This window comes from Terriglobales bacterium, assembly GCA_035651655.1.
GTDB lineage: Bacteria > Acidobacteriota > Terriglobia > Terriglobales > Acidobacteriaceae > DASRFG01.
Genome location: DASRFG010000023.1, coordinates 500,972 through 523,601, shown reverse-complemented (window position 1 = coordinate 523,601; position 22,630 = coordinate 500,972). Strand labels below are relative to the sequence as shown.

Sequence of the window (22,630 nt, the reverse complement as noted above, 5' to 3'; positions counted from 1 at the left end):
AACGATTGCGTGTAAAATTAAGAGTTCAACCCAAATTTGTGTTCCCTCATGCCGGAGACGCCCAACCAACCCGACACTCGCAACGAACGCTACGATCCCCAGCGGATCGAAGAGAAGTGGTTCGCGCGATGGAAGGCCGACCCGGGGCTCTATCGCGCTGAACCCGGTTCCAAGCAGCCCAAGTATTACGTTCTGGAGATGCTTCCCTATCCTTCGGGAGCACTTCACATGGGGCACGTACGGAATTACGCCATCGGCGATGCTCTCGCACGCTATATGTGGATGCGGGGCTATAACGTCCTCCACCCTATGGGATGGGACTCGTTCGGACTTCCGGCAGAGAACGCCGCCATCCAGAACAACACGCCGCCCCGCGATTGGACGCTCGGCAACATTGCCAATATGAAGGCGCAAATGAAGCGCCTGGGATTTGCGTACGACTGGGCCCGCGAGGTAACCACCTGCTTCCCCGATTACTACCGCTGGAACCAGTGGTTCTTTCTCAAGCTCTATGAGCGCGGCTTGGCCTATCGAAAGAAAAGCCGGGTGAACTGGTGTCCCAGGTGCGCAACCGTCCTGGCTAACGAGCAGGTCGTCAAGGGTTGCTGCTGGCGGCACGAGGATACTCCGGTCGAGCAGCGCGAGCTCGAGCAGTGGTTCCTTCGCACTACCAACTACGCCCAGGAACTGCTCGAGGATTTGGATAGGCTTGAGCACTGGCCCGAAAAAGTGCAGGTGATGCAGCGCAATTGGATCGGCCGCAGTGAAGGCACAGAGATTGACTTCAAGCTCGAAGGGCCGGCGGGCAAGGCAAGGAACAACATCACCGTATTCACGACTCGTATTGACACTATTTATGGTGCGACCTCAATCCAGCTTGCGCCTGAGCATCCCCTGGTCGCCGACTTTATTGCTGAGAACTCCGAACTGGCAGCCAAGGTAGATGAGCTCGTGGCCGAGCAGCGCAACGCCAAAGAAGTGGGCGATGTAGGAGCAATCGAGAAGCATGGAGTGGCAACCGGACGCTTTGCGATCAATCCATTCAACGGCGAGCGCATTCCCATTTGGATCGCCAATTACATCCTGATGGGTTACGGCACGGGCGCGATCATGTCCGTGCCGGCCCACGATGAGCGCGATTACGAGTTCGCGAAAAAATATGGGCTGGAAATTCGCATAGTGATCTTGCCTCGCCGGGAAGGCGAGCCGCCAAAGGAAGGAGAGCCCGAACAGCCCGTACTGCCGTATACGCACACTGAGAGCCTGCTGATTAATTCTGGAGAGTTCTCCGGGCTCTCCAATGCGGAAGCCATTCAAAAGATGGCCGAGTTCGCCCAGCAACACGGCTTCGGCCGTCCCACCGTCACTTATCGTTTAAAGGATTGGGGGATCTCGCGCCAGCGCTACTGGGGCACTCCCATTCCGATGATTTATTGCTCCCAGTGCGGGATTGTTCCGGTGCCGGAGAAGGATCTTCCTGTCCTGCTTCCGGAAAAAGTCGAGATTACCCTGGAAGGTGGATCACCGCTCGCTCGAGTACCGGAGTTTGTGAATGTAAAGTGTCCAAAATGCGGAGGCCCTGCTCGCCGCGAGACTGACACGATGGACACCTTCGTGGACTCGTCCTGGTATTTTTATCGCTACACCGACGCCCACAACGACAAAGCGCCATTCGATCCCAAAGAAGCCGCCTACTGGTTTCCGATTGACCAGTACATCGGCGGCATCGAGCACGCCATCCTGCACCTCATTTATTCGCGGTTCTGGACCAAGTTCATGCGGGACATCGGACTGGTAAAAAATTCCGAGCCGGTGCAGCGTCTCTTTACACAAGGCATGGTCATTAAAGATGGCGCAAAAATGTCCAAGAGTTTGGGCAATGTGGTTTCGCCCGACGACATGGTGGCGCGCTACGGAGCTGACAGCACCCGCATGTACACCTTGTTTGCTGCGCCACCGGACCGCGATCTCGACTGGCAGGATGCCGGCGTAGAGGGCATCTATCGTTTCCTGGGACGTGTATATAGATTCGTCTCGCGCCATGCGCGCGCAACGGAAGCGCAGTTGGTCAGTTCGGGCGCGGCTTCAAGCCATGGCGAGAAAACTATGGCGACGCAAAGTGCGCAATCTTCTCGCACGGTGCACGCAAACTCTGATCTCCAGACCACAGTCAGTAGGTCGTTGCAACGCAAACTTCATCAGACCATTAAGCGTGTGAGCCACGATTTCGACGGCCGCTGGCATTTCAACACCTCCATTGCCGCGATCATGGAGTTAGTCAATGAGCTCTACGCCGCAGAAGAGCAGTTCGGGAGCGGCGTCTCGCCAGAGTTTTTAGCAGAGATTCAGCGCAATCTCGTTCTCTTGCTGGCGCCATTCGCTCCGTATCTTGCGCATGAGCTCTGGGGGATGCTCGGCGAGCAAGGCGATCTCCTGCACGCAGCCTGGCCAAAGTACGACGCGGCGCTCGCTAAGGATGATGAAATCGAGATCGCGGTCCAAATCAACGGCAAGGTACGCAGCCGGATCTTGGTTTCAGCCGATGCACCGGAAGAAGCGATTCGCGAACGTGCCCTCTCCGAGGCAAAAATCCAGAGTGCCACTAATGGCAAACAGATCGCCAACGTTATCGTCGTTCCAGGCAAGCTGGTGAACATCGTGGTGCGTTAGGTGAGTCAACCAAATCGCAGCTTCGAGGGCGTTCGTCACGTATTGCGGCAGCGGTCACCGGTGTTGGCTGAAATCGCATGGCGCTGGAGTTTCGCAGCCGCTGCGTGGGCGCTGGTCATATTTACGCTCTATGAGTATTTGCGCAGCTTGCCGGTCTCAGGATCGGACCTGGTTTTGCTGCGCACTCGTCATCCGTTCTTAGTATCCCAGGCCCTTGCCCATATTCTTAGAGGCAGCGGCTTCCGCTTGGGAAAGAGCGCCATCATCGTCTTCCTTGCTGTAACCATATTGTGGATTATTCTAGCGTCGGTCGGACGGTCGGTGACTCTCAAAGCGATACTCCACAGCGCACATCCCGAGACCGGTGCTGGCTCTCTACTCGGGCTAAATTTTCTGCGTGCCGCTCTGATGGTTGCCGCGGTTCTGGCCACCTTGGGGGCTCTTATCCTGGCTGGCTTTGCGGCGCCCGCAGAGGCGAGCTCTCCGGGCGTGGTAGCCAACCTGGCCCTCGGGTTGATCACCCTGCTCTGGTGCTTGTGGAGTGCGCTGAACTGGTTGCTTTCTTTGGGGCCGATTTTTGTTTTGCGGGACGGTCAGGATACCTGGGGTTCGATCTCTTCCGCTGTGGAGTTTGTCCGGCGCGAGTTTGGCAGAATTGCGGCGGTGAATGCTGTGTTCTTCGTGGTGCGCGTCATCGGGTTCGTTGCCGCCACGTGCTTTCTATTTTTTCTAATGGGAATAATGGCGCAGCTTGAGGCTAAGACGATAATGCCGGCCTTTGTCGTGATCGGCCTTTTTTACCTCGCCTTCGCCGATTTACTCTACGTAGCCCGCTTGGGAGCGTATGCGGGAATGGCCGATGACGAGCCGCCCTCAGACCGGAGTGCTGTCAGGTATGTGGCCGCACCTCAGAACGCGTCAATCCCGGTTACGGCTGATCCGATAATCAGCGCGTGAATGTCGTGCGTTCCTTCGTAGGTTTTCACTGATTCCAGGTTTGCCATGTGACGAAAGATCGGATATTCGTCGGCGATGCCGTTCGCGCCAAGGATGTCGCGTGCCATGCGCGCACACTCCAGCGCCATCCAAACATTGTTTCGCTTTGCCATGGATATATGCTGGTGTCCAACCGTGCCCTTGTCCTTCAGTCGGCCAACCTGAAGCGCCAGCAACTGCGCCTTGGTGATCTCGCTGATCATCCACGCCAGCTTTTCCTGCACCAACTGGTGGGAGGCGATCGGCTGCTCGCGAAATTGCTTACGGAAAAGCGAATATTGCAGCGCGCAATCGTAGCAGGCCATGGCCGCGCCAATCGCGCCCCACGCGATCCCATAACGCGCCTGGTTCAGGCACATGAGTGGAGACTTCAGGCCATCGCTCTTGGGCAGCAGGTTGCATTCCGGCACGCGTACGTCCTGCAGCGAGAGACTTGAGGTTACCGAGGCCCGCAGCGACCACTTGCCGTGCACATCGGAAGCGCTAAAGCCAGGGCGGTTGGTCTCGACCAGAAACCCGCGAATCTTTTCATCTTCGTCTTCGTTTTTCGCCCAGATCACGGCGACATCGGCAATTGAGCCAGAAGTGATCCACATCTTCTCGCCGCTGATCACGTAGTCTTTGCCGACCTTCTTAGCGCGGGTACGCATTCCGCCGGGATTGGAGCCGAAGTCCGGCTCAGTCAGCCCAAAGCAGCCCAGCTTCTCGCCCTTCTGGAGTGCCGGCAGCCATTTCTGTTTTTGCTCTTCGCTGCCGAAGGCATAGATCGGATACATCACCAGCGCCGATTGCACGCTCACGAACGAGCGCACTCCGCTGTCTCCCCGTTCCATCTCCTGCATCACCAGCCCGTATTCCACGTTCGACATTTCGGCGCAGCCATAGCCCTTAAGGCTGGCGCCAAAGAAGCCGAGTTCCCCCATCGGTTTCACCAGTTCGCGCGGAAAACGGCCTTCGCGGTTGCACTGCTCGATGATGGGAATCAGGTTTTCTTCTATGAACTTGCGAGAGGTGTCGCGAACCAGACGTTCGTCATCGCTGAGCAGGGAATCGAATTCGATGAAGTCAACCCCGCGAAATTTAAGGGCCATAGCTGTCCTTCGGCAAACTTTTGACGTTAGCAAAGCTGCTGGATGGCGTCAAACCCCGGGGCTGCGATTGGCGCTACCCCTCTGCAGTAAGACAAACGCGCCACTGTTTTGTTCATCTCACCCGTTTGATTTCATCCGGCTGGCGTACAGGTCGGAGCTCCTGAACGGCAAAGGGAGGGTTCCTGCGGAGCGGTTGCCGAACTCGACAAGATGGCGAATTCCTTCATCCTTTGCAGTTATAGGCACTTATGGCGAGTGACCTGTGCGGTATTGCTAGTGCTGCTAGTTCCTGATGCCGCCGGCGGGCAGACTACGCCCACTCAGCGCCCTCCCCAACTGCCCAAGACCGCCCCGCAGGTTGCGCAGGTACTCCCTTCGTATGAGGGGCAGAACGTGGCGTCGGTTGAACTCGCAGGCCAGCCTGACCTGGATCCGGCCAAGTATCTGCCGCTCCTGGCGCAGCGTGTGGGTGAGCCTTTTGCGCAAAAGAAAGTGGATGAGAGCATCGCCGCGCTGAAACGGACAGGTCAGTTTCAAGACGTGCAGTTGGAAGTCCGTCCGGACCCGAATGGCATACGGGTCTTGTTGGTCTTGCAGCCGGCGATGTATTTCGGGATCTTCGAATTTCCCGGTGCGGTGGAGCATTTTTCGTATTCGCGGCTTCTGCAGGTTACTAATTATCCGCCGCGTGGCGAATATACGCCGGTGGACGTGAGCCAGGCACAAGAAGCGCTACAAAAATTCCTGAAGCGTTCGGGATATTTTCAGTCGCAGGTCCGAACCGAGGTGCAAACCGACAAGCAGCACGGTCTGGCGAACCTTATTTTTCACGTCACTCTGAATCGCCGAGCGAAGTTCGGCAATGTAAGCATTACCGGCACTTCGCCGCTGGAGACTGCGCGACTGCAGCATACGCTGCGCTCTGTTATGGCTCGTTTGCGCGGTTCGGCGATCCGTGCAGGGAAGAACTATAGGTATAAGACTCTGCAGAACGCCAGCCAATATCTAGAGAACCAGCTCACCAAGCGAGATCTGTTAGCAGCCAAAGTTCATCTGGTTGGCGCCAACTACAACCCGGAGACAAACCGTGCTGACATCACCTTCCATGTGCAGCCCGGGCCGGTGGTGCACGTCAAAGTGGTGGGTGCACATCTCTGGAGTTGGCAGCGCCACAAGCTGCTCCCGGTGTACGCGCAGATTGGGGTTGATCCGGAACTGATCCAGGAAGGACGCCAAAATCTGATCTCGTTCCTGCAATCGAAGGGTTACTTCGACGCGAATGTCACCTCACAAGTTCAGCAGCAAGCGACAGAGGAGACGATTGTTTACAACGTGGTCAAGGGTCCGAAGCACAAGGTGGTGGCCGTGGGCGTCGCCGGCAACCAGCACATACCGGAAAAGGAAGTGTTGGCCCACGTTAAGGTGCAGAAAGGGAACCGTTTCCTCTTTTTTTCGCACGGCAAGTACAGTGAGCGTCTAGTCCGCTCCAGCGTGAAGAACCTCGAGGCGCTCTACCAATCCGAGGGGTTTAGCCAGGCGAAAGTCACGCCGCAGGTCAAAGATCAGGGCGGCAAGATCCTGGTGACGTTCCGCGTAGATGAAGGTCCGCAGGACATTGTGGAAGCACTACGCCTGGACGGCAACAATACATTGCCCCAAAGTCAGCTCGCGCCCCAGGGCCTGAAGCTGGAGCCTGGAAAACCATATTCGCAGAAACGAGCTGACGAAGATCGCACCCAGATCATGACGCGCTACCTCGAGCGGGGCTACTTGACGGCAACTTTTCGCGAAACCGTGAGGAACTTACCGAAGCAACCTCATAGGCTGGAGGTGGTGTACCACATCTACGAAGGACCACAAGTTCGCACCGCCTCGATTATTACCTTGGGCCGCAAGCATACGCGGCAGAAACTCATTGCCAGAAACATCCCAGAAATTCAGGTGGAAAAACCGCTCTCTGAAGGTGACTTGCTCACCGCGGAAAGCCGCCTCTATGGAGTAGTAGGAGTATTCGATTGGGCAACCATTGATCCGCGACGGCAGATTACTACGCAAACTGAGGAAGACGTAGTCGTCAAGGTGCACGAAGCCAAGCGAAACTCGTTAACCTATGGTTTTGGTTTCGAAGTGATCAACCGTGGGGGCAGCGTTCCCGGAGGTACGATCGCGGTGCCGGGAATACCGCCGGTAGGACTGCCTTCCAAATTCAAAACCAGCCAAAAGACCTTCTACGGTCCCCGTGGAACGCTCGAGTACACGCGCAATAATCTCCGCGGCAAAGGGGAGTCAATTACCCTGAGCGGTCTCGCGGGACGACTGGATCAGCGGGCGAACATCACCTATACCGACCCAACATTTCGCTGGACCAACTGGAGTGAAAACGTAACGCTCTCCGGTGAGCACAACAGCCAGAACCCCATCTTCAGCTCCCGTCAGGCGGAATTTGATTATCAACTGCAGCGGCCGCTCGACCCCAAGAAGACGCAGAATCTGTTTGTCCGCTATAGCCTGAGCCAAACCGGATTGACGCGGCTGCTGATACCCGATCTGGTGCCGGCGTCAGACCAGCATGTTCGGCTGTCCACTTTCTCCGGGACATATAACCGCGATACGCGCGACAACTCGCTTGACGCTCACAAGGGAATTTACGAAAGCTTTGAGTTAGACATTAGTCCGAAAGTGTTGGGATCGACCGCGAGTTTGGGTAAGCTCCTGGCGCAAGCGGCGTATTACAAGAAGCTCCCCGCCGGCCTGGTCTGGGCAAACAGTCTCAGGCTCGGAGTGGAGGTGCCATTTGCTGGTAGCCACATTCCGATCAGTCAGAAATTTTTCTCTGGCGGCGGCAGCACGTTGCGTGGCTTCCCCTTAAATGGAGCGGGCCCGCAACGGACCATTGTGGCGTGCGGCAATCCCGCCGATAAATCCACGTGTGTGCCTATAACTGTTCCGGTGGGTGGCAATCAATTGGTGATCCTCAATTCAGAATTCCGTATTCCAACCCATATCAACAAGAACCTGAGTGTAGTGACGTTTTATGACGGTGGGAACGTTTTTCAAAGAGTCGGCTTCCACGACTTCTGGGGAAACTACACGAACTCTGTCGGGTTAGGTCTGCGTTATGCCACGCCGGTAGGGCCAGTGCGCATCGATGTAGGCCACAACCTGAGCCCAGTGCCGGGAATCAAATCTACACAATACTTCATAACATTAGGACAAGCGTTTTGAGCGCCCTCCCCATACCGCCGCTGCCTCCAGAACACCGCCAGACGTTGCGGTTCCCGAGGCGACGCCGCTGGAGGAGGGTAGCCGCCTGGATCGGTGCCGGCGTGTTGCTTCTTTTCCTACTCGTCGTTGTAGCAGTCGTGGTGCTTCTCAAGAGTAGGTCGGTGCATGGTTACGTGCTTCGCACTGCGCAAGAGAAGGCCAGCGCTGCATTGAACACTCGAGTGCAGTTGCGAGACTTCGCTCTGCATTTTTCCGGCATAAGTCCAACTCTAGATCTGTACGACGTGGCAGTGAGTGGCGCTGCGCCATATCTGAATCCGCCACTGTTGCAGGCACAGCGTGTGGAGGTGAGGGTTCGCGTTGTGTCGTTGCTGCACCGCAAGTGGTACCTGGAGGACGTGAAAGTTGATCGCCCGATTGTGCGCGCTTTCGTGGATCGCAATGGCGCCAATAACCTTCCCAAAACCAAGAACAGTAATAGCCAGAGTCACACGAGCGTATTCGATCTCGGGGTGCGGCATGCCCGCCTGGAAGCGGGAGAGGTTTACTACAACAATCGTAAGAGCGCCCTCAGCGCCGACCTGCACGATCTGAATTTCCAGTCCGCATTTGACGTCGGCCAAAGCCGCTACTCGGGGACCATGAGCTATCGCAATGGTCACCTGCAGGTTGGAACTTTCAATCCCCTGGTTCACAACCTGGACGCGCGCTTTGATGTGACTCCGACGAAATTCACGCTCGATAGGGCGCTGTTGACCAGCGGGGTTTCACAGGTTGATCTCATGGCCACAATTGAGGACTTCAGCCAGCCGCGCGTCCAGGCGAGATATTCGGCGGCGGTGGATGCGGGCGAGTTTCGGCGAATCACCAAGAACCCTTCGCTGCCGCTGGGGATTTTGCGGTTGGCAGGGTCAATGCAGTACCAGAGTGAGCCTAACCGGCCAGTGCTCGAGACTCTGAAGGCGGATGGCGACCTCAGCAGCCGAGTCCTGCAAGTAGTGACGCCCAGTTTGCGGATTGACATCCGCAATATCGGAGCACACTACACGCTCGACAAGGGAAACGCCGAAGTGCGGGACATACGTGCGAACCTGCTGGGCGGCCAATTCAACGGCAACATGACCATGCTCGACATTGCCGGCGCTTCCCGATCCCACCTGCAGGCTGTTTTGCGAGGGGTGTCACTTGCGAACCTGAAAGCGGTGATGAATTCCCCTTCACTGCAGCGGGTCGCGGTAGGCGGGACGGTCAACGCCGACGCGGACGCGAGATGGGGGAAAACGACCGCCGATCTGGTAGCGACTAGCAACGCGATGATCAACGCCAGTATTGGACCGGCCAGTGTTGCAGCGGTAGGTCCAAATGCGGGCGGAGCCGCCAAGCCCATGCCGGTGAACGGCGTCATTCACGCGCGTTATGCCGCCCCGAGCAAGCAGATTTCGTTAAGTCAAAGCTATGTGCGGACCCCGCAGACCTCATTGAGCATGAACGGTACCGTGAGTAATCGCTCAAGCTTGCTGATTCACCTGCTGTCCAATGATCTGCATGAACTCGAAACCGTTGCCGACATGTTCCGCACGCCGACACCCGGACACCCGGCGCAGGCATTGGGCCTGTATGGCACGGCCGCCTTTAACGGGGCTGTACGAGGTTCGAGCAGCGCTCCACAAATCACCGGCCAGTTGAACGCTACCAATCTGCGGGTGAAGGGAAGCACGTGGCGGCTGCTGCGGACAAATGTTAGCGTCAGTCCAGCAATGGCGAGTTTGACGAATGGCGAATTGGATCCGGCAACGCGCGGGAGAATTACTTTTGATGTTAACGCAGGCTTGCGACACTTCGCGTTCTCGCAGGATAGCCCGATTCAAGTGGCTTTGAATGTGTCGCAAGTGAATGTCGCTGACTTGACCAAAGTAGCCGGCTCGCAGGCACCGGTGGAGGGAACACTTTCGGCGAACATCGCGATGCACGGGTCGGAACTAAACCCCGTTGGTCAAGGTTCCATCAAGCTCACCAGTGCCAAGATCGCAAACGAGCCAGTTCAGTCGGTGAACCTGGATTTCCGTGGGACCGGCGATCAGGTACTGGCGAACCTGGCCATGCACTTGCCCGCCGGGGCAGTCCAAGGCGTGTTTACCTTATTCCCGAAGCGGCGGGAATACGTCGCACAATTGCGGGCTGATGGGATCCGCCTTGACCAACTGCAGGCCGTTAAGTCACGCGACATGCAGCTGGTGGGGGTGCTGAACCTGGATGCCAATGGCCGTGGCGCATTGAGCAATCCGCAGCTCACGGCCACCGTGCAAGTACCCAAATTGCAGGTTCGTAACCAGACCATAAATGGAGTCAAATTACGGGCGGATCTGGCGAATCATTTGGCGAATGTGGCGGTGGATTCGCAAATGCTCAGTACCTATCTCCGAGGGCGTGCCCAGTTAAACCTAACCAACTATTACGCTGACGCAGCCTTGGATACGAGTCCAATCCCATTTCAGCCACTGCTCGCAATGTATGCGCCGTCGCAAGCTGCCAACATCACCGGCCAGACGGAGCTTCACGCAACCCTGCGCGGACCGCTCAAGAACAAGTCTCTGCTTGAGGCCCATGTCACCATTCCGACGCTGGCGATGAATTACAAGAACACGGTGCAAATCGGGGCGGCAAGCCCGATCCATGCCGACTACGTTAACGGCGTCCTGTCATTGCAGCGAGCGGTGATTCGGGGAACGGGTACTGAGCTGCAGTTTCAGGGAAGGATTCCAATGAACAGCTCCGCGCCCGCTTCGCTACTGGTATTAGGAAATATCGATTTGCGGGTTGCGCAATTGATCAGCCCCGACATTACTAGCGGAGGACAGGTTCGCTTCAATGTAGATTCGTACGGCGTGCGAAGCGACCCCAACATCCAGGGCCAGATTCAGATCGTCAATGCCACGTTCGCCAGCGGCGGCATGCCAATTGGTCTGGAAAACGGAAACGGAGTGTTGACGTTGACCAAAGACCGCCTAAGCATCACTCAGTTCCACGGCACGATTGGCGGCGGTACGGTTACGGCGGCAGGCGGAGTCGTATATAAGCCGTCGCTGCAATTCGATATGGCCGTCTCTGGCAGAGGAATTCGGATGCTGTATCCGGATGGCATGCGGGAGGGATTCGATACGGACCTGAGGCTGGTCGGTTCTCCTCAGAACGCGGTGGTGAATGGGCAGGTGAATCTTGATCAGCTCTCGTTCACGCCGGATTTCGACCTGTCAGACTTCATCGGCCAATTCTCGAGTAACACTCAATCGCCACCACCCCAGGGCATCACACAGAATATACAACTCGATGTTGACGCACGCTCCACGACTGGGATCAATCTGGTGAGCAAGACGTTAAGTCTGGAGGGTTCGGCGAATCTACATGTGCAAGGTACGGTGGCGCAACCAGTCGTGCTGGGTCGCGTGAACTTGAGCGGCGGCGACCTGATCTACGCCAAAAAACGGCTTATTTTGCAAGGCGGCACCATAGATTTCGTCAATCCGGTGCAGACCCAGCCGGTAGTGAATTTGACCCTGAATACAACCGTCCAGCAATACAACATCCACATGCAGTTTCAAGGCCCAATAGATCACTTGCGAACGAACTACACTTCTGATCCAGCGCTGCCGCCAGCGGACATCATCAACTTGTTGGCCTTCGGCGGTACGGCCGAGGCTTCTTCAGCGAATCCCACCCCCAACAGCGTCATGGCAGAGTCGGCAATTGCCTCACAAGTAACTGGTACGGTCACGAGCAAGCTCTCGAAAGTTGCCGGTATCTCGCAGCTTTCGCTCGATCCTACACTGGGAGGCAACGGTACTGACCAGAAACCAGGGGCGCGTGTGACCATCCAGCAGCGAGTTACGGGCAATATATTTGTGACCTTTTCTACCGACGTCACCTCGACCCAGAACCAGGTGATTCAGTTGGAATACCGTACCCGGAAACTCTCATTCAGTGGCACCCGGGACCAAAATGGCGGAGTGGGTTTTGATACCCGCATCCATAAGTCCTGGTAAGAGCGCAACACCGATTTAACTTGCGCTTTTGCAGAGGATGGCAAATTATATGGGTTTGTCTGTTGGCCCTGAGAAGGCTAGCATACATTCGACAGCCATGATCGCCCGCACACCCGTTCATTACGCATGAAATACCGCGTCCTGTTAGTGGATGACGAACCCGCTATTTTGTTCAGCGTCTCCATGATGCTGGAGGGAGACGATCTTGAAGTGCATACCGCGACATCGGTGGAAACTGCCAGGCAGAAACTGGTTACAGAGAGTTATGACCTGGTACTTACCGACCTGAAGATGGAAACCCCGGCGGCGGGTTACGACGTGGTCGAGGTCGCCAATCAACAAGATTACAAACCTGCAACCGCGGTCATGAGCGCCTATTCGGCATTGAGCAGCGACTGGGCCGACCACGGCGCCGATGCGGTGTTTGAGAAACCCACCAACCCTCCCGAACTCCTCCGGGCTATTAAGAAGTTGCTGGAAGCGCGCGAGCGCAAACTGATGCGTGCCTGAGCAAACGTTTTAGGCGCCCGCTCCGGCAGCGCGGGTTAGGTTGCCGCTGTTATGCGCAGCGGCCGCTTTGTTCTGGTTCAATTGGCGGGTTGCGAACCGAATTACATCTTCAAGGGTCGCCCCCTTGACGTAGGGCGCCATGCCGCAAGTGACAGACATGTTGTAGCTCAGTTTGGGCGTGCCGTTCCAGTGATCAATTGCGTCCAGCACGCGCACCACGGCACGTTCGGCCTGGTGCAGGTTAGTGTCCGGCAAGGCCAGAATGAAATGGTCTTCACCGTAGCGAGCAAGTGCGTCGCAGCCACGGAATACAGTTTGCAGCAGGTGTGCCGCTTCAACGACGAACCTTTCGGACTCCGCGGCACCGTATCTACTCCTCACTAATTCCAGTCCGTTGAGAGCAAGCATCAGGATTGTTAAATCACCTCCACTGCGGGCGGCGCGTGAGATTTCCCGTGGGATCAGTGCCGCCATCATGCCGGGAAACAAATGGAGGGGATATTGGTCCTGCTCGACCAGAGTCTTTTGTCGGTCATTTTGCATGTGGACAGCTCCTGTTAGCGAGCTGGTTGTTGCCATCAGCAGCTCGCGGCGCAAAAGTGGAATGACCATACTCAATATGGCGACCGCCTTCCGCGGCAACAAGGTAACGGAGGTATGTATGAATTCACCCGAAATGGCCAGGGGTGCCGGTTTCTGAGGAATATCAACGGTAGAAGCCCTTCCCAAGCAAGAAGCAACTGTGCAATCTCATGCAAACATGCCGAGCACAGGAGCATCCAACCCGAAGTGAAATTACCAAAATGGATTTGGCGGGCCCAGCTCGCAAGCCTGCTGGTGGTCGTCTGCTGCATGATCTCTTGCGGCGCTGTCACCAACATTTGCGACTGTTTGCCGGTTGCTCCAGATATTTCCGATTACCGCCATCGGGCGAAACATGTTCCTTTGCCTAATGCCACGGCCCAGGAGATTACGGTCGCGACTATCTTCAGTTGGCACCAAACCCCAGTGTTGCCGCCCGAAGCGCCCAGATTTGGGCGCGAAAACCAGCTCTTTCACGTCGCCAACGCGTTCTTGCAAAATGCCAGCGTCAATCCCTCTGACTGCGACGTTCACCTGGAAATTTCAGCGGTGGCCGACCGCAAGGCGCCGCGCGTGGTAGTGGAAACACCGGTGGATGGGGAATACTGCGCCGCGCGCAAGCGAATTCAGTCGGATCTAGCCCAACGTGGATTCAAGCTGGACGTACAGCATGGTGGCGATCTTCCTCAAGCCATGCCAGCCGAGGTGCTGGGTATGGCCTTCGAAGATTTTGAACATGGCCGGGGTTCACCCCAGGTAGCTACGCTCTGGGAACTCCATCCCGCGATTGTGACTCTGAAATAATGCGCCTGCTACGATTTCTCCTGTGCACTTAAGTCTTCAGTTCGGGATGCGGCTCGGATTCTGGTTCCTGTTCGCGACTATTGCTGCCCAGCCGCTGCAGTCGTATTCCGTCCTCTCGCACGAGGAAATCATTGACATCGTATGGGAATCCGATATTCATCCGGCATTGATGAAGCGATTTCCCGAAACCACACCGGAGGAATTGGGTCGGGCGCATGCTTTTGCCTATGGAGGAGCACTGATCCAAGACCTTGGCTATTACCCGTTCGGCGATCATGAATTCACCTACTTGGTGCACTACGTTCGCAGCGGAGATTTCGTTTCCTGGATGCTGCGGGATGCGCAGAACGTTGACGAATTTTCATTTGCGCTGGGCGCGCTCAGTCACTATGCGGCGGACTGCTGGGGACATCCCGCAGTGAACTCTTCGGTTCCCATCGAATACCCGAAGCTCCGCAAGAGGTTCGGTGAATTTGTCACGTATGAAGATGATCCCGAAGCCCATCTAAAAACTGAATTCAGTTTCGACGTAGTTCAGGTCGCAAAACGGCGCTACATCTCAAAGCAGTATCACGATTTTATCGGCTACAAGGTTGCTGAGGAACTACTGAAGCGCGCCTTTCTCGACACCTACGGAATCCCAATGACCGATATCGTGCATGCCGACACTTTGGCATTCGAGACATACCGCTTTAGCATTGCACACGTGATTCCAGAAATGACGCAGGTAGCTCTGGCCTATCGCAAGCAAAACCAAATGCAAGAAAAGCCCAATGCTGCGCGCCAGGAGTTTCTATACCATCTCTCGCGCGCGGATTACGAGAAGGACTTTGGGGCGAAGTACCGGCGGCCCGGAATTTTTGCCAGGATACTGGCATTTATTTTAAGGCTGATCCCGAAGTTCGGCCCCTTCAAAGCTCTGCAATACAAAGACCCCACCCCGGAGACCGCAGACCTCTACTTCCGCAGTGTGGACAAAGTTATTCGGGAGTTTCACCTGGAGATCCAGGATGTAAATTCATTAAAGATCCAATTTGTGAATCGCAATCTGGACACGGGAGCACTAACGCAGGCCGGCCGGTACTCTTTGGCAGACACAACTTATGCGAGTCTGGTCCGCCGGCTCGAACACGACCATTTTTCCCATCTGACACCCGCATTGAAGGCCAACATTCTTGCGTACTTCGCCAGCGGACCCGCGAACCTTTCCCTCAAACCAAAGCAGTGGCGAAAGACTGAGATGGCTTTGAGGGAATTGAAGGCTGCAGCAGCACACCCACCGGTGACGCCTGCTGGCAAGCCATGAATTACAACACTCCAGGGATGCACCAGCAGACCGATCATCTACTCGCCGACTATAGATTGGTTTCGCTCCAAGAATAAATTCTGAGCGTTGCGACTTCTTTACGGAAGTTTGTCTATGTAGCAGGGGCCATCTTTAGGTTGGTCGGGGGGCACCGGCGGAACCCGCCAGGGTACATTGTTGAAATCGAAAAACTCACCCATATTCATCTGCGCTTTATCGCGTTCTGACAGGTTTGGCAGGTTAAAACGCTGTTCGATCAGGCGAAGGATGGCGGTGTAATCCGCAACCGTGTGGGATACGTAATGCTTCTTTGTAAAGGGAGAGACCACAATCAGGGGCACACGGAAGCCGGTGTACTTAAAATCACAAATCGGACTAGGATCCAAGCCTTTGGAGCTCCAACAAACATCGGCTTTCTGACCTCTGCTCGGCCCCATTAGATCTTTGGGTGGAATGCCGTCAGGGCTCGGCATGCGCTGCGGCGCAACATGGTCATAAAACCCGCCGCCCTCATCCCAAGTCAAAATAAACACCGAATCTTTCCAGGATGAGCTGTTCATCAGCCCATTAATTAGTGAAGCAACGTAATGAGAGCCTTCCTGCACCGATCCCCCAGGCGCCCCCTCGGCCGGATGTTCATCTTTGCCATCCTGATAGCCACCCTCGATCATCGCAACCTGCGGCAAGGTTCCGTTAGCTAGATCGTTGAAGTAGTCCGGAATCACGGGAACCATCTTGGCCTTCACCTCGGGCTTTTGAGCGTAGGTGAACATTCCAAGATAGCTGTCGGGAGGCGAGTCCGTAATGTAGATCTTCCAGCTGATGTGGTTCTCGTCGAGTTGCTGAAAAATGGTTTTGTTGGGCAACGGTGCGGAGCCGGCTCCGGATGCCGGAATGGGTCGAACGCGGCCGGCAGAAGTCCCGGCCAGCAGATACATGCGGTTAGGCTGCGTCCGCGTCATGACCGGAGAAAACCAGCGATCCGAAGTGGCAAATTCTGAAGCCATGAAGTAGTAGTAGGGGAGAGCGCGTTCGTCGTAATACCCCATGACGCGGCGGCCTGCCTTATCGAATCCGTGTATAGCATCGCCGGCGGCGGTGGTAACAAAGCCATCGAGGGTAGGCGTGGTCGAAGTCGGATGAACCAGATTGAAGTCGACGTGGCTTTCATTCCAAAAAGGGCTGGGATTTTCAATGCACATGCTGTTCATGGGAAATGGCGTGACCGTTCCGCTGCCATCCGGAGTGGGATTGGAAGCGTTATCGGGAGTTCCATCCACGTCCGCGGGTAATCCGAGCGACGCGCGATACTGATTCAGGTGGCCGAAGTAGTGGTCAAATCCGCGGTTCTCCTGGGCCATGAAAATGATGTGATTAATTGGGGTGAGAGAAACAGGGGGCGGATCTGGTGTTGGTGGTGGCGGGGGCGGCGCGCCTGGGGGATCGCCGGGTCTCGAACCCGAGCCTGTGCCTCCACACGCAGTCAGAATCAATAACAGTCCCAATACGCCGTAAAAGAACCACTTGCGCCCCATCGTGCCGCGCCTCCGGACGGGATGTACGTATCCGGAGAACTCAGATGTTGCTAAGTGAGTAGCTGTTGGCCAGAGTAGCCTTAAAGCTCATGAACTTGCCACGCGTCTGGGGGACGGGACGGCGGCTCCAAACCCTACTTCGAGGCACGAAAAGCAAGTTTGACCTGCGCAGCCAGGGGGTCGTCCGGGGAGGAGCGCACGAATTCCGACAACAGCCGTTGACCGGCGTCAGAGTCGCTCTTCTGCAATGCGGCAAGCGCCACTTTTCGGGTGGCATTGTCAAAAGATACTTCCCCAAGAATTTTGGCCAGAAGCTCCAGTGCATGGTCGCCGGGAATGCCGGCCAGAACTTTCGCCGCTTTGGTGCCGAAGCGTGACTTGCTGGCAGCGTCGCCAAACAAAAAGCCTTCTAATCCACCTAAGGCGCTTGGATCTCTCAAATACAGAAGCTCATCCAACACGGGATCGAGAAGCGACGGGGCAAACTGGGTCAGCGAGTCTGCGAGGAGTTCTGCTCGGCCAGGCAGTCGAGTTTTGGTGACTACATTCAAGGCTGCTTGCTGCACCCGGTGGTCGGAGTGGCACAGCGGGCCACGCAGGCAAAGCAGTAATTCCGGGTCTTTCAATTCACCCAGAACGGTACAGGCGTTACGTACGACGTACCAACGCTCGTCATTTAATTTTTTGCGCGCAACTTCCAGCGCCGCGGCGCCGGTCTGTCCGATAAGGCGAACTAATACCAAACGATTAGCGCCCTTTTGTTCCTGCTCCAGGCGCTGGAAAACGGTTTCCACAGCACTGAATCCACTCCAGCGCAGCAATGCCGCCGCGGTTTTAAGCCAGGCCGAGTCCTCGCGTTGCTTGAGCGAGAGCTCAATGATGCGTTCCACCGATGCCGGCGCCATCAGGTTCTTGAGCGCGCTGCCGCAGCATTCCGTGTGCCGGGAAGGATCGCTCATCAGACATTGGTTCAGGGTGGAACCTATTGCCCGCACCGCCTCATAGTCTTCATAAAGAGCAACCGTCTTCCCCAAGGTGGCAATGCAGTGAGCGATTTGATAATGCAGGAATGGGCTCAAGTCTGAACGCTTTAATCCGCCGGAAAGCCGTTCGCTCGTCTCCTTGACGAAGGAGGAAGGTTTGCCCGCCACCAGTTGGATCAGTTCTGAAGCCCGGCTCAATTCTTCAGGACTGAGATCACCTCTTGAGAGATTCAGGGTTTCAAAGTAGCGGTCAGCTAATTTTGTGGCAACGTCCGTTTTTTCCTTGGTCAGCAGCTCTTGAATCAGGTCTTTCAGACGGCGAAACTCGGTGGGACTGAAGCGCGCAATCTTTAGCAGACGCTCCTGCTTTTGAGCCGGTGACAGGGCTGCCCATCGGGTCTCGTCCTGGATGCGATCATAGACGCTCTGGGGAAGCAGTTTGTCGCTAACAGCTTGCGCAAGTTTGTTCGACAAGCGTTGTGCGACGTTGGTAACTTTCATGCAGCGCAGCACAACACGAACAACCTCGTCCTGCGCCACTTCGCTGTTGGGAGTGCCCTCTTGCGCGGCGGAAATGTGTTTTGTCGCCCAACGCAGGGTAGTGTCTCCGATGAGTTCGCCTGCAAGTTCTTCGGGCTGCAGCGCGCTGAGTTCTTGCTGGCGAACGGCAGAGAATCCAAGCGTGGGATAGTCCAGGGGAATTGCCCGTAAGACGTGAGCCAACGCTGAGCTGCATTTGTCCGGGTCGCCGCGGTCGCCTACTAATGCAGCCTCCACCGTAGGACCGATTAACCGCATGATCTCGCTAGGGCCGCCGCCCGTAAGCTGCGGGCGGGTTTCCAGGCCGGTAGAGTCCATGAGCAGAGCCACGGCTTCGACGTAGCCGTGACGCAGTTTATCGTCATCGCGGGTCGAATCCGAATCGTCATCTAATCGCAGTGGTGATATGCGGAAACTTTCAAGCCGATTGTGTTCTAAGAAGGAGTCCAACCCTCCCTGCTTCTCGATGGTCTCGGCAGGAGTGGCCAGGATGGCAATGGCTTGCTTGTAGCGAGCCATGGTAATACCGATTTCAAAGCTCACCGACTTGATGGTGCGCTTCAGAAATTCTTTCTCAAGGTGGGCGAGGCCGGTGTCTGCGGTCAGCGTGCCGTTCAGCCGGACGCGTGTGCCCACAAATCCCAGCGTTAGTTTCCCAGTGCGCTTCAGGAATGAGTTAAGGAGATCAAAGCTTTGTTGGACGGGACGAATGGCGCCAGCGTGATCCACCGAATAGATTGCGACAATGCGCATTACGGCCTGCAGACTGCGGGCATAGCGCAGGCCTGCCGAGACTATTTCCTTATCTAACATGCGCTGAAAGAATCAATTTGCAAGATACGGATGAAATGCTAACACCGCGAACTGCCTACATCACGTACCGGAGGTTACGACAGTAACAGTACCGGCGGGGGCGTGGGGGTTGCGCGCGAACTTGGGGAGCGCCAGCGACAACGCCTGCAACGCAGTGTATATTCATCAGCTTCCATCATGACAAGGTGCATACGGAAAGCAGCCGCTCTTCTTCTGACGGTTCTCGCCATTACATCGCTGGCCGCAGGCGAGCCTGCCGATACCGTAGCCGTTGATCCGAACCTTGTCGCGGGACTGCGCTGGCGATTGATCGGTCCCTTCCGCGGCGGGAGAGTGCTAGCGGTCGCGGGCATCACCGGGCAGCCGAACACCTACTACTTTGGCAGCGTAGCAGGCGGCGTTTGGAAGACCTCGGACGCTGGGCAAGTTTGGGTGCCGATTTTCGACCAGCAGCATATTGCGTCCATCGGCGCATTGGCGATCGCGTCGTCCGATCCCAATGTGATTTATGTGGGCACGGGCGAGGCGGATATGCGTTCCAATATCAGCTTCGGAGATGGCGTGTACAAGTCCTCCGACGGCGGGAAAACCTGGGCAAACGTCGGACTGCGGGACACTCGCCATATCGGACGAATCCTGGTGGATCCGAAAAATCCCAATATTGTTCTAGTAGCTGCCTTGGGACACGCCTACGGTCCAAGTGCCGACCGCGGCGTGTTTCGCTCAGCGGACGGCGGTAAGACGTGGCAGAAGGTTTTGTACAAAGACGAGAACACCGGGGCGGTTGACCTCGCAGCCGATCCCGATAATCCCCAGACGGTGTATGCAAGTCTATGGCGGACGCGCCGGCCGCCGTGGAGCACGTATCCACCCTTAGGTGGCCAAGGCATCGGGTTATACAGGTCCAAGAATGGAGGGGCTACATGGACCGAGTTGAGCGGTCGCGGTTTGCCGGCGGCCGCAGTTGGCCGTATTGGTGTAGCCGTTGCGGCCGGGACGCATGGCAATCGGGTTTACGCCATTGTTGATGCGAAAGACGGAGGGGGACTGTATCGCTCGGACAATGGTGGTGAGAATTGGTCGCTAGCCAGCAAGGACCCGCGAATTCACGGACGCGGCTGGTATTTCGGGACAGTCACTATTGACCCGAAAGACTCCGATACGGTTTACATCCCGAACGTTACGCTCTATCGCTCGAGTGATGGCGGAAAGACCTTCACGGCTCTTAAGGGAGGTCCGGGCGGAGATGACTACCACCTGCTGTGGATCGATCCTAACGATCCGAACCGTATGATTCTGGGTTGCGATCAAGGCGCTGTGATCAGTGTGGACCGAGGCAAGACCTGGAGCAGCTGGTACAACCAGCCCACGGCGCAGTTTTATCACGTAGCTGTTGATAATCAGTTTCCCTACCGGGTGTATGGAGCGCAACAGGACAGCGGCACGGTCTCAATTACTAGCCGTAGCGATTACGGCCGGATCACGTTTCGAGATTGGTACTCAGTAGGAGCGGGCGAAGCCGGTTATATTGCCCCTGATCCGAGCGATCCCAATATTGTTTATGGTGGCGACACGTATGGTGAGCTGTTTCGTTTTGATAAGAAAACGGGACAGTCACAAACTATTACAGCCTGGCCTGCGGCAACATTTGGAACACCAATCAGCGAACGCAAGCTCCGCTTCACGTGGACTTCGCCGTTGGTGTTTTCTCCACAAGATTCCCACACCATCTATCTGGGATCGCAATATGTTCTGAAGACCACAGACAGAGGTAACAGTTGGGAACGGATCAGTCCCGACCTGACGGGAACCCAGCCTGGCGCAAGTTCAAGCGGACCGTTAGCTGTGGAGAATGCGCGGGCGCGCGGCTACGGCGTGGTTTATACAATCGCGCCCTCCCCAGTGCGGGAGAATTTGATTTGGGCAGGCACCGACACCGGACTTGTCCAAGTGACATTGAATGGTGGCAAGACTTGGGAGAACGTGTCCCCGCCGGGTTTGGAAGAATGGAGCAAGATCAGCCTGATTGAGGCTTCGCGATTCGACGCGGGCGTCGCTTACGCAGCGGTGGATCGGCATCGTCTGGATGATTACCGCCCGTATATCTATCGCACTCGCGACTACGGTAAAACCTGGACCAGAATCAGTGACGGCATTCCAGCGCCCGCCTATGTGCACGCAGTACGCGAGGACGCCGTGCGCAAGGGGCTTCTGTTTGCGGGAACAGAAACCGGAGTGTACGTCTCCTTCGACGATGGAGACCATTGGCAGGCCCTGCAGTTGAATCTTCCGATAGCCCCGATCCACGATCTGGTAGTGAAGGACAACGATCTGGTGGTAGCTACACATGGGCGATCGTTCTGGATACTGGACGACATTGCCCCGCTGCGCGAGATTGTGCCGCAGCTCGCAACCTCCGATGTCCACTTATTTCGCCCGGTTGAGGCGGTCCACGTCCGGCGCAACGAAAATCGCGACACTCCGCTCCCCTCGGAAACTCCCGCGGGAGAAAATCCCCCGGCAGGGGCGATCATTGACTACTACTTGAAATCTCCGCCGGCGGAAGAAATCACGCTGGAGGTCCGCGATCCGCAAGGTAAGGTGGTGCGGCGCTATTCCAGCAAGGAACCGAAGCTGCCATCCGAACCAGCACCGCCGTTGACCAGTGATTGGGTGCAGCCGCCGGCACGCCTAAGAAAAGGGACGGGGATGAACCGGTTCGTCTGGGATTTGCGGTATCCCGCGCCCGACGTGCTGCAGCACGAATATCCAATTTCTGCGATTCCCGGCAATACGCCTCCAGGACCTGAAGGACCGCTAGCGCTTCCAGGCCAATACGAGATATCACTTACGGTGGGCAGCCGGGATTATCGCGAACCTCTGGTCGTCAAAATGGATCCGCGGGTCAGCGTCTCGCAAGCTGACCTGGCCCGGCAGCTCGAGCTGGAGCTAAAGATCAGCGATCTACTGTCACAAATCACCGGGGCCCAGCGTCAGATACTGGCGGTGCGCACACAGTTGAATGCACTTAGAAGCCCAGCTGCCGTGGGACGTGGGAGTGCCGACCTGAACGCGGCGGTCTCTGCTCTCGACAAGAAACTGGAATCCACTGCCGGTTCTCCCGGGGAGGAGGCAGCGCCACAGCAGACCCTGCGCGGGGTAAGTGCGACCCTCGCTGGGTTGGTCTCCGGCCTGGACGGAGCGGATGCCGCGCCTACTCAGCAAGCCGTGCAGGTTTTTGACGAAAGCCAGGTCTTCGCGACCCGGCTTCTCTCTGAATGGCAACAGATTCAGCAAACCGATCTGGGCGCGCTGAATCACGCATTGCAACAAAATCATCAACCGGAAATCACAGTTCCGCCAGCTCCTGTCCTGCCGTGAGTGGTCTTGGGGCTGCGCTTTTTGTCGTTTAAACCGGAATTTTGGCCAGCTCCAACAGTGACCAAAGTACCGTTTGAATTGACCCATCGATATGTAAGACTTCCTTAGCGCCACCTACCCCCGGCCTGCGCGCTGAACGCATTCCCTAAATTTC

General features: G+C 56.4%; 12 protein-coding genes. 8 read left to right on the top strand and 4 right to left on the bottom strand.

What is annotated here, in order from left to right:
* Positions 1-48 precede the first annotated feature (48 nt).
* Both leuS and VFA76_10675 read left to right on the top strand, forming a co-directional pair.
* A complete protein-coding gene (leuS, locus tag VFA76_10680; protein HZR32302.1) occupies positions 49-2,670 on the top strand; it encodes a leucine--tRNA ligase in 2,622 nt (873 codons plus the stop codon).
* The gene (locus tag VFA76_10675; protein ID HZR32301.1) at positions 2,671-3,627 is read left to right on the top strand and encodes a hypothetical protein; all 957 of its coding nucleotides are present in this window, start codon (positions 2,671-2,673) and stop codon (positions 3,625-3,627) included.
* Here the strand turns inward: VFA76_10675 and VFA76_10670 are convergent.
* Positions 3,579-4,757 carry an acyl-CoA dehydrogenase family protein gene (locus VFA76_10670; GenBank protein ID HZR32300.1) on the bottom strand — a complete coding sequence of 393 codons (1,179 nt, stop codon included), beginning with the start codon at positions 4,755-4,757 and terminating at the stop codon, positions 3,579-3,581. The two genes, VFA76_10675 and VFA76_10670, sit on opposite strands and share 49 nt — an antisense overlap.
* Positions 4,758-5,033: 276 nt before the next feature.
* Here VFA76_10670 and VFA76_10665 point away from each other — a divergent pair, with 276 nt between their 5' ends.
* From VFA76_10665 to VFA76_10655, 3 genes are all read left to right on the top strand, one after another.
* Positions 5,034-7,982: a POTRA domain-containing protein gene (locus VFA76_10665; GenBank protein HZR32299.1), complete on the top strand. Its 2,949-nt coding sequence runs from the start codon at positions 5,034-5,036 to the stop codon at positions 7,980-7,982.
* Positions 7,979-12,022, top strand: a complete 4,044-nt coding sequence (locus VFA76_10660) for a translocation/assembly module TamB domain-containing protein (GenBank protein ID HZR32298.1) — start codon at positions 7,979-7,981, stop codon at positions 12,020-12,022. Before VFA76_10665 ends, VFA76_10660 begins: the two co-directional genes overlap by 4 nt.
* A 126-nt stretch (positions 12,023-12,148) precedes the next feature.
* Positions 12,149-12,532, top strand: coding sequence for a response regulator (locus VFA76_10655; protein HZR32297.1), 384 nt, complete (start codon positions 12,149-12,151; stop codon positions 12,530-12,532).
* Between the two features lie 9 nt (positions 12,533-12,541).
* Here the strand turns inward: VFA76_10655 and VFA76_10650 are convergent, their stop codons facing one another.
* Entirely contained in the window at positions 12,542-13,075 is a 534-nt protein-coding gene (locus VFA76_10650; protein HZR32296.1) for a diguanylate cyclase, read from the bottom strand.
* A gap of 246 nt (positions 13,076-13,321) precedes the next feature.
* On the opposite strand from VFA76_10650, the gene VFA76_10645 reads away from it, so the two are divergent.
* Both VFA76_10645 and VFA76_10640 read left to right on the top strand, forming a co-directional pair.
* The gene (locus VFA76_10645) at positions 13,322-13,918 is read left to right on the top strand and encodes a hypothetical protein (protein ID HZR32295.1); all 597 of its coding nucleotides are present in this window, start codon (positions 13,322-13,324) and stop codon (positions 13,916-13,918) included.
* Positions 13,919-13,964: 46 nt separating this feature from the next.
* The gene (locus VFA76_10640; protein HZR32294.1) at positions 13,965-15,224 is read left to right on the top strand and encodes a zinc dependent phospholipase C family protein; all 1,260 of its coding nucleotides are present in this window, start codon (positions 13,965-13,967) and stop codon (positions 15,222-15,224) included.
* Positions 15,225-15,322: 98 nt separating this feature from the next.
* Here the strand turns inward: VFA76_10640 and VFA76_10635 are convergent, their stop codons facing one another.
* Both VFA76_10635 and VFA76_10630 read right to left on the bottom strand, forming a co-directional pair.
* Entirely contained in the window at positions 15,323-16,759 is a 1,437-nt protein-coding gene (locus VFA76_10635; protein ID HZR32293.1) for an alkaline phosphatase family protein, read from the bottom strand.
* A 134-nt stretch (positions 16,760-16,893) separates the two neighbouring features.
* Entirely contained in the window at positions 16,894-19,095 is a 2,202-nt protein-coding gene (locus VFA76_10630) for a HEAT repeat domain-containing protein (GenBank protein HZR32292.1), read from the bottom strand.
* Positions 19,096-19,272: 177 nt separating this feature from the next.
* Between VFA76_10630 and VFA76_10625 the strand changes: the two genes are divergently transcribed.
* Positions 19,273-22,476 carry a hypothetical protein gene (locus VFA76_10625; GenBank protein ID HZR32291.1) on the top strand — a complete coding sequence of 1,068 codons (3,204 nt, stop codon included), beginning with the start codon at positions 19,273-19,275 and terminating at the stop codon, positions 22,474-22,476.
* Positions 22,477-22,630: the final 154 nt, after the last annotated feature.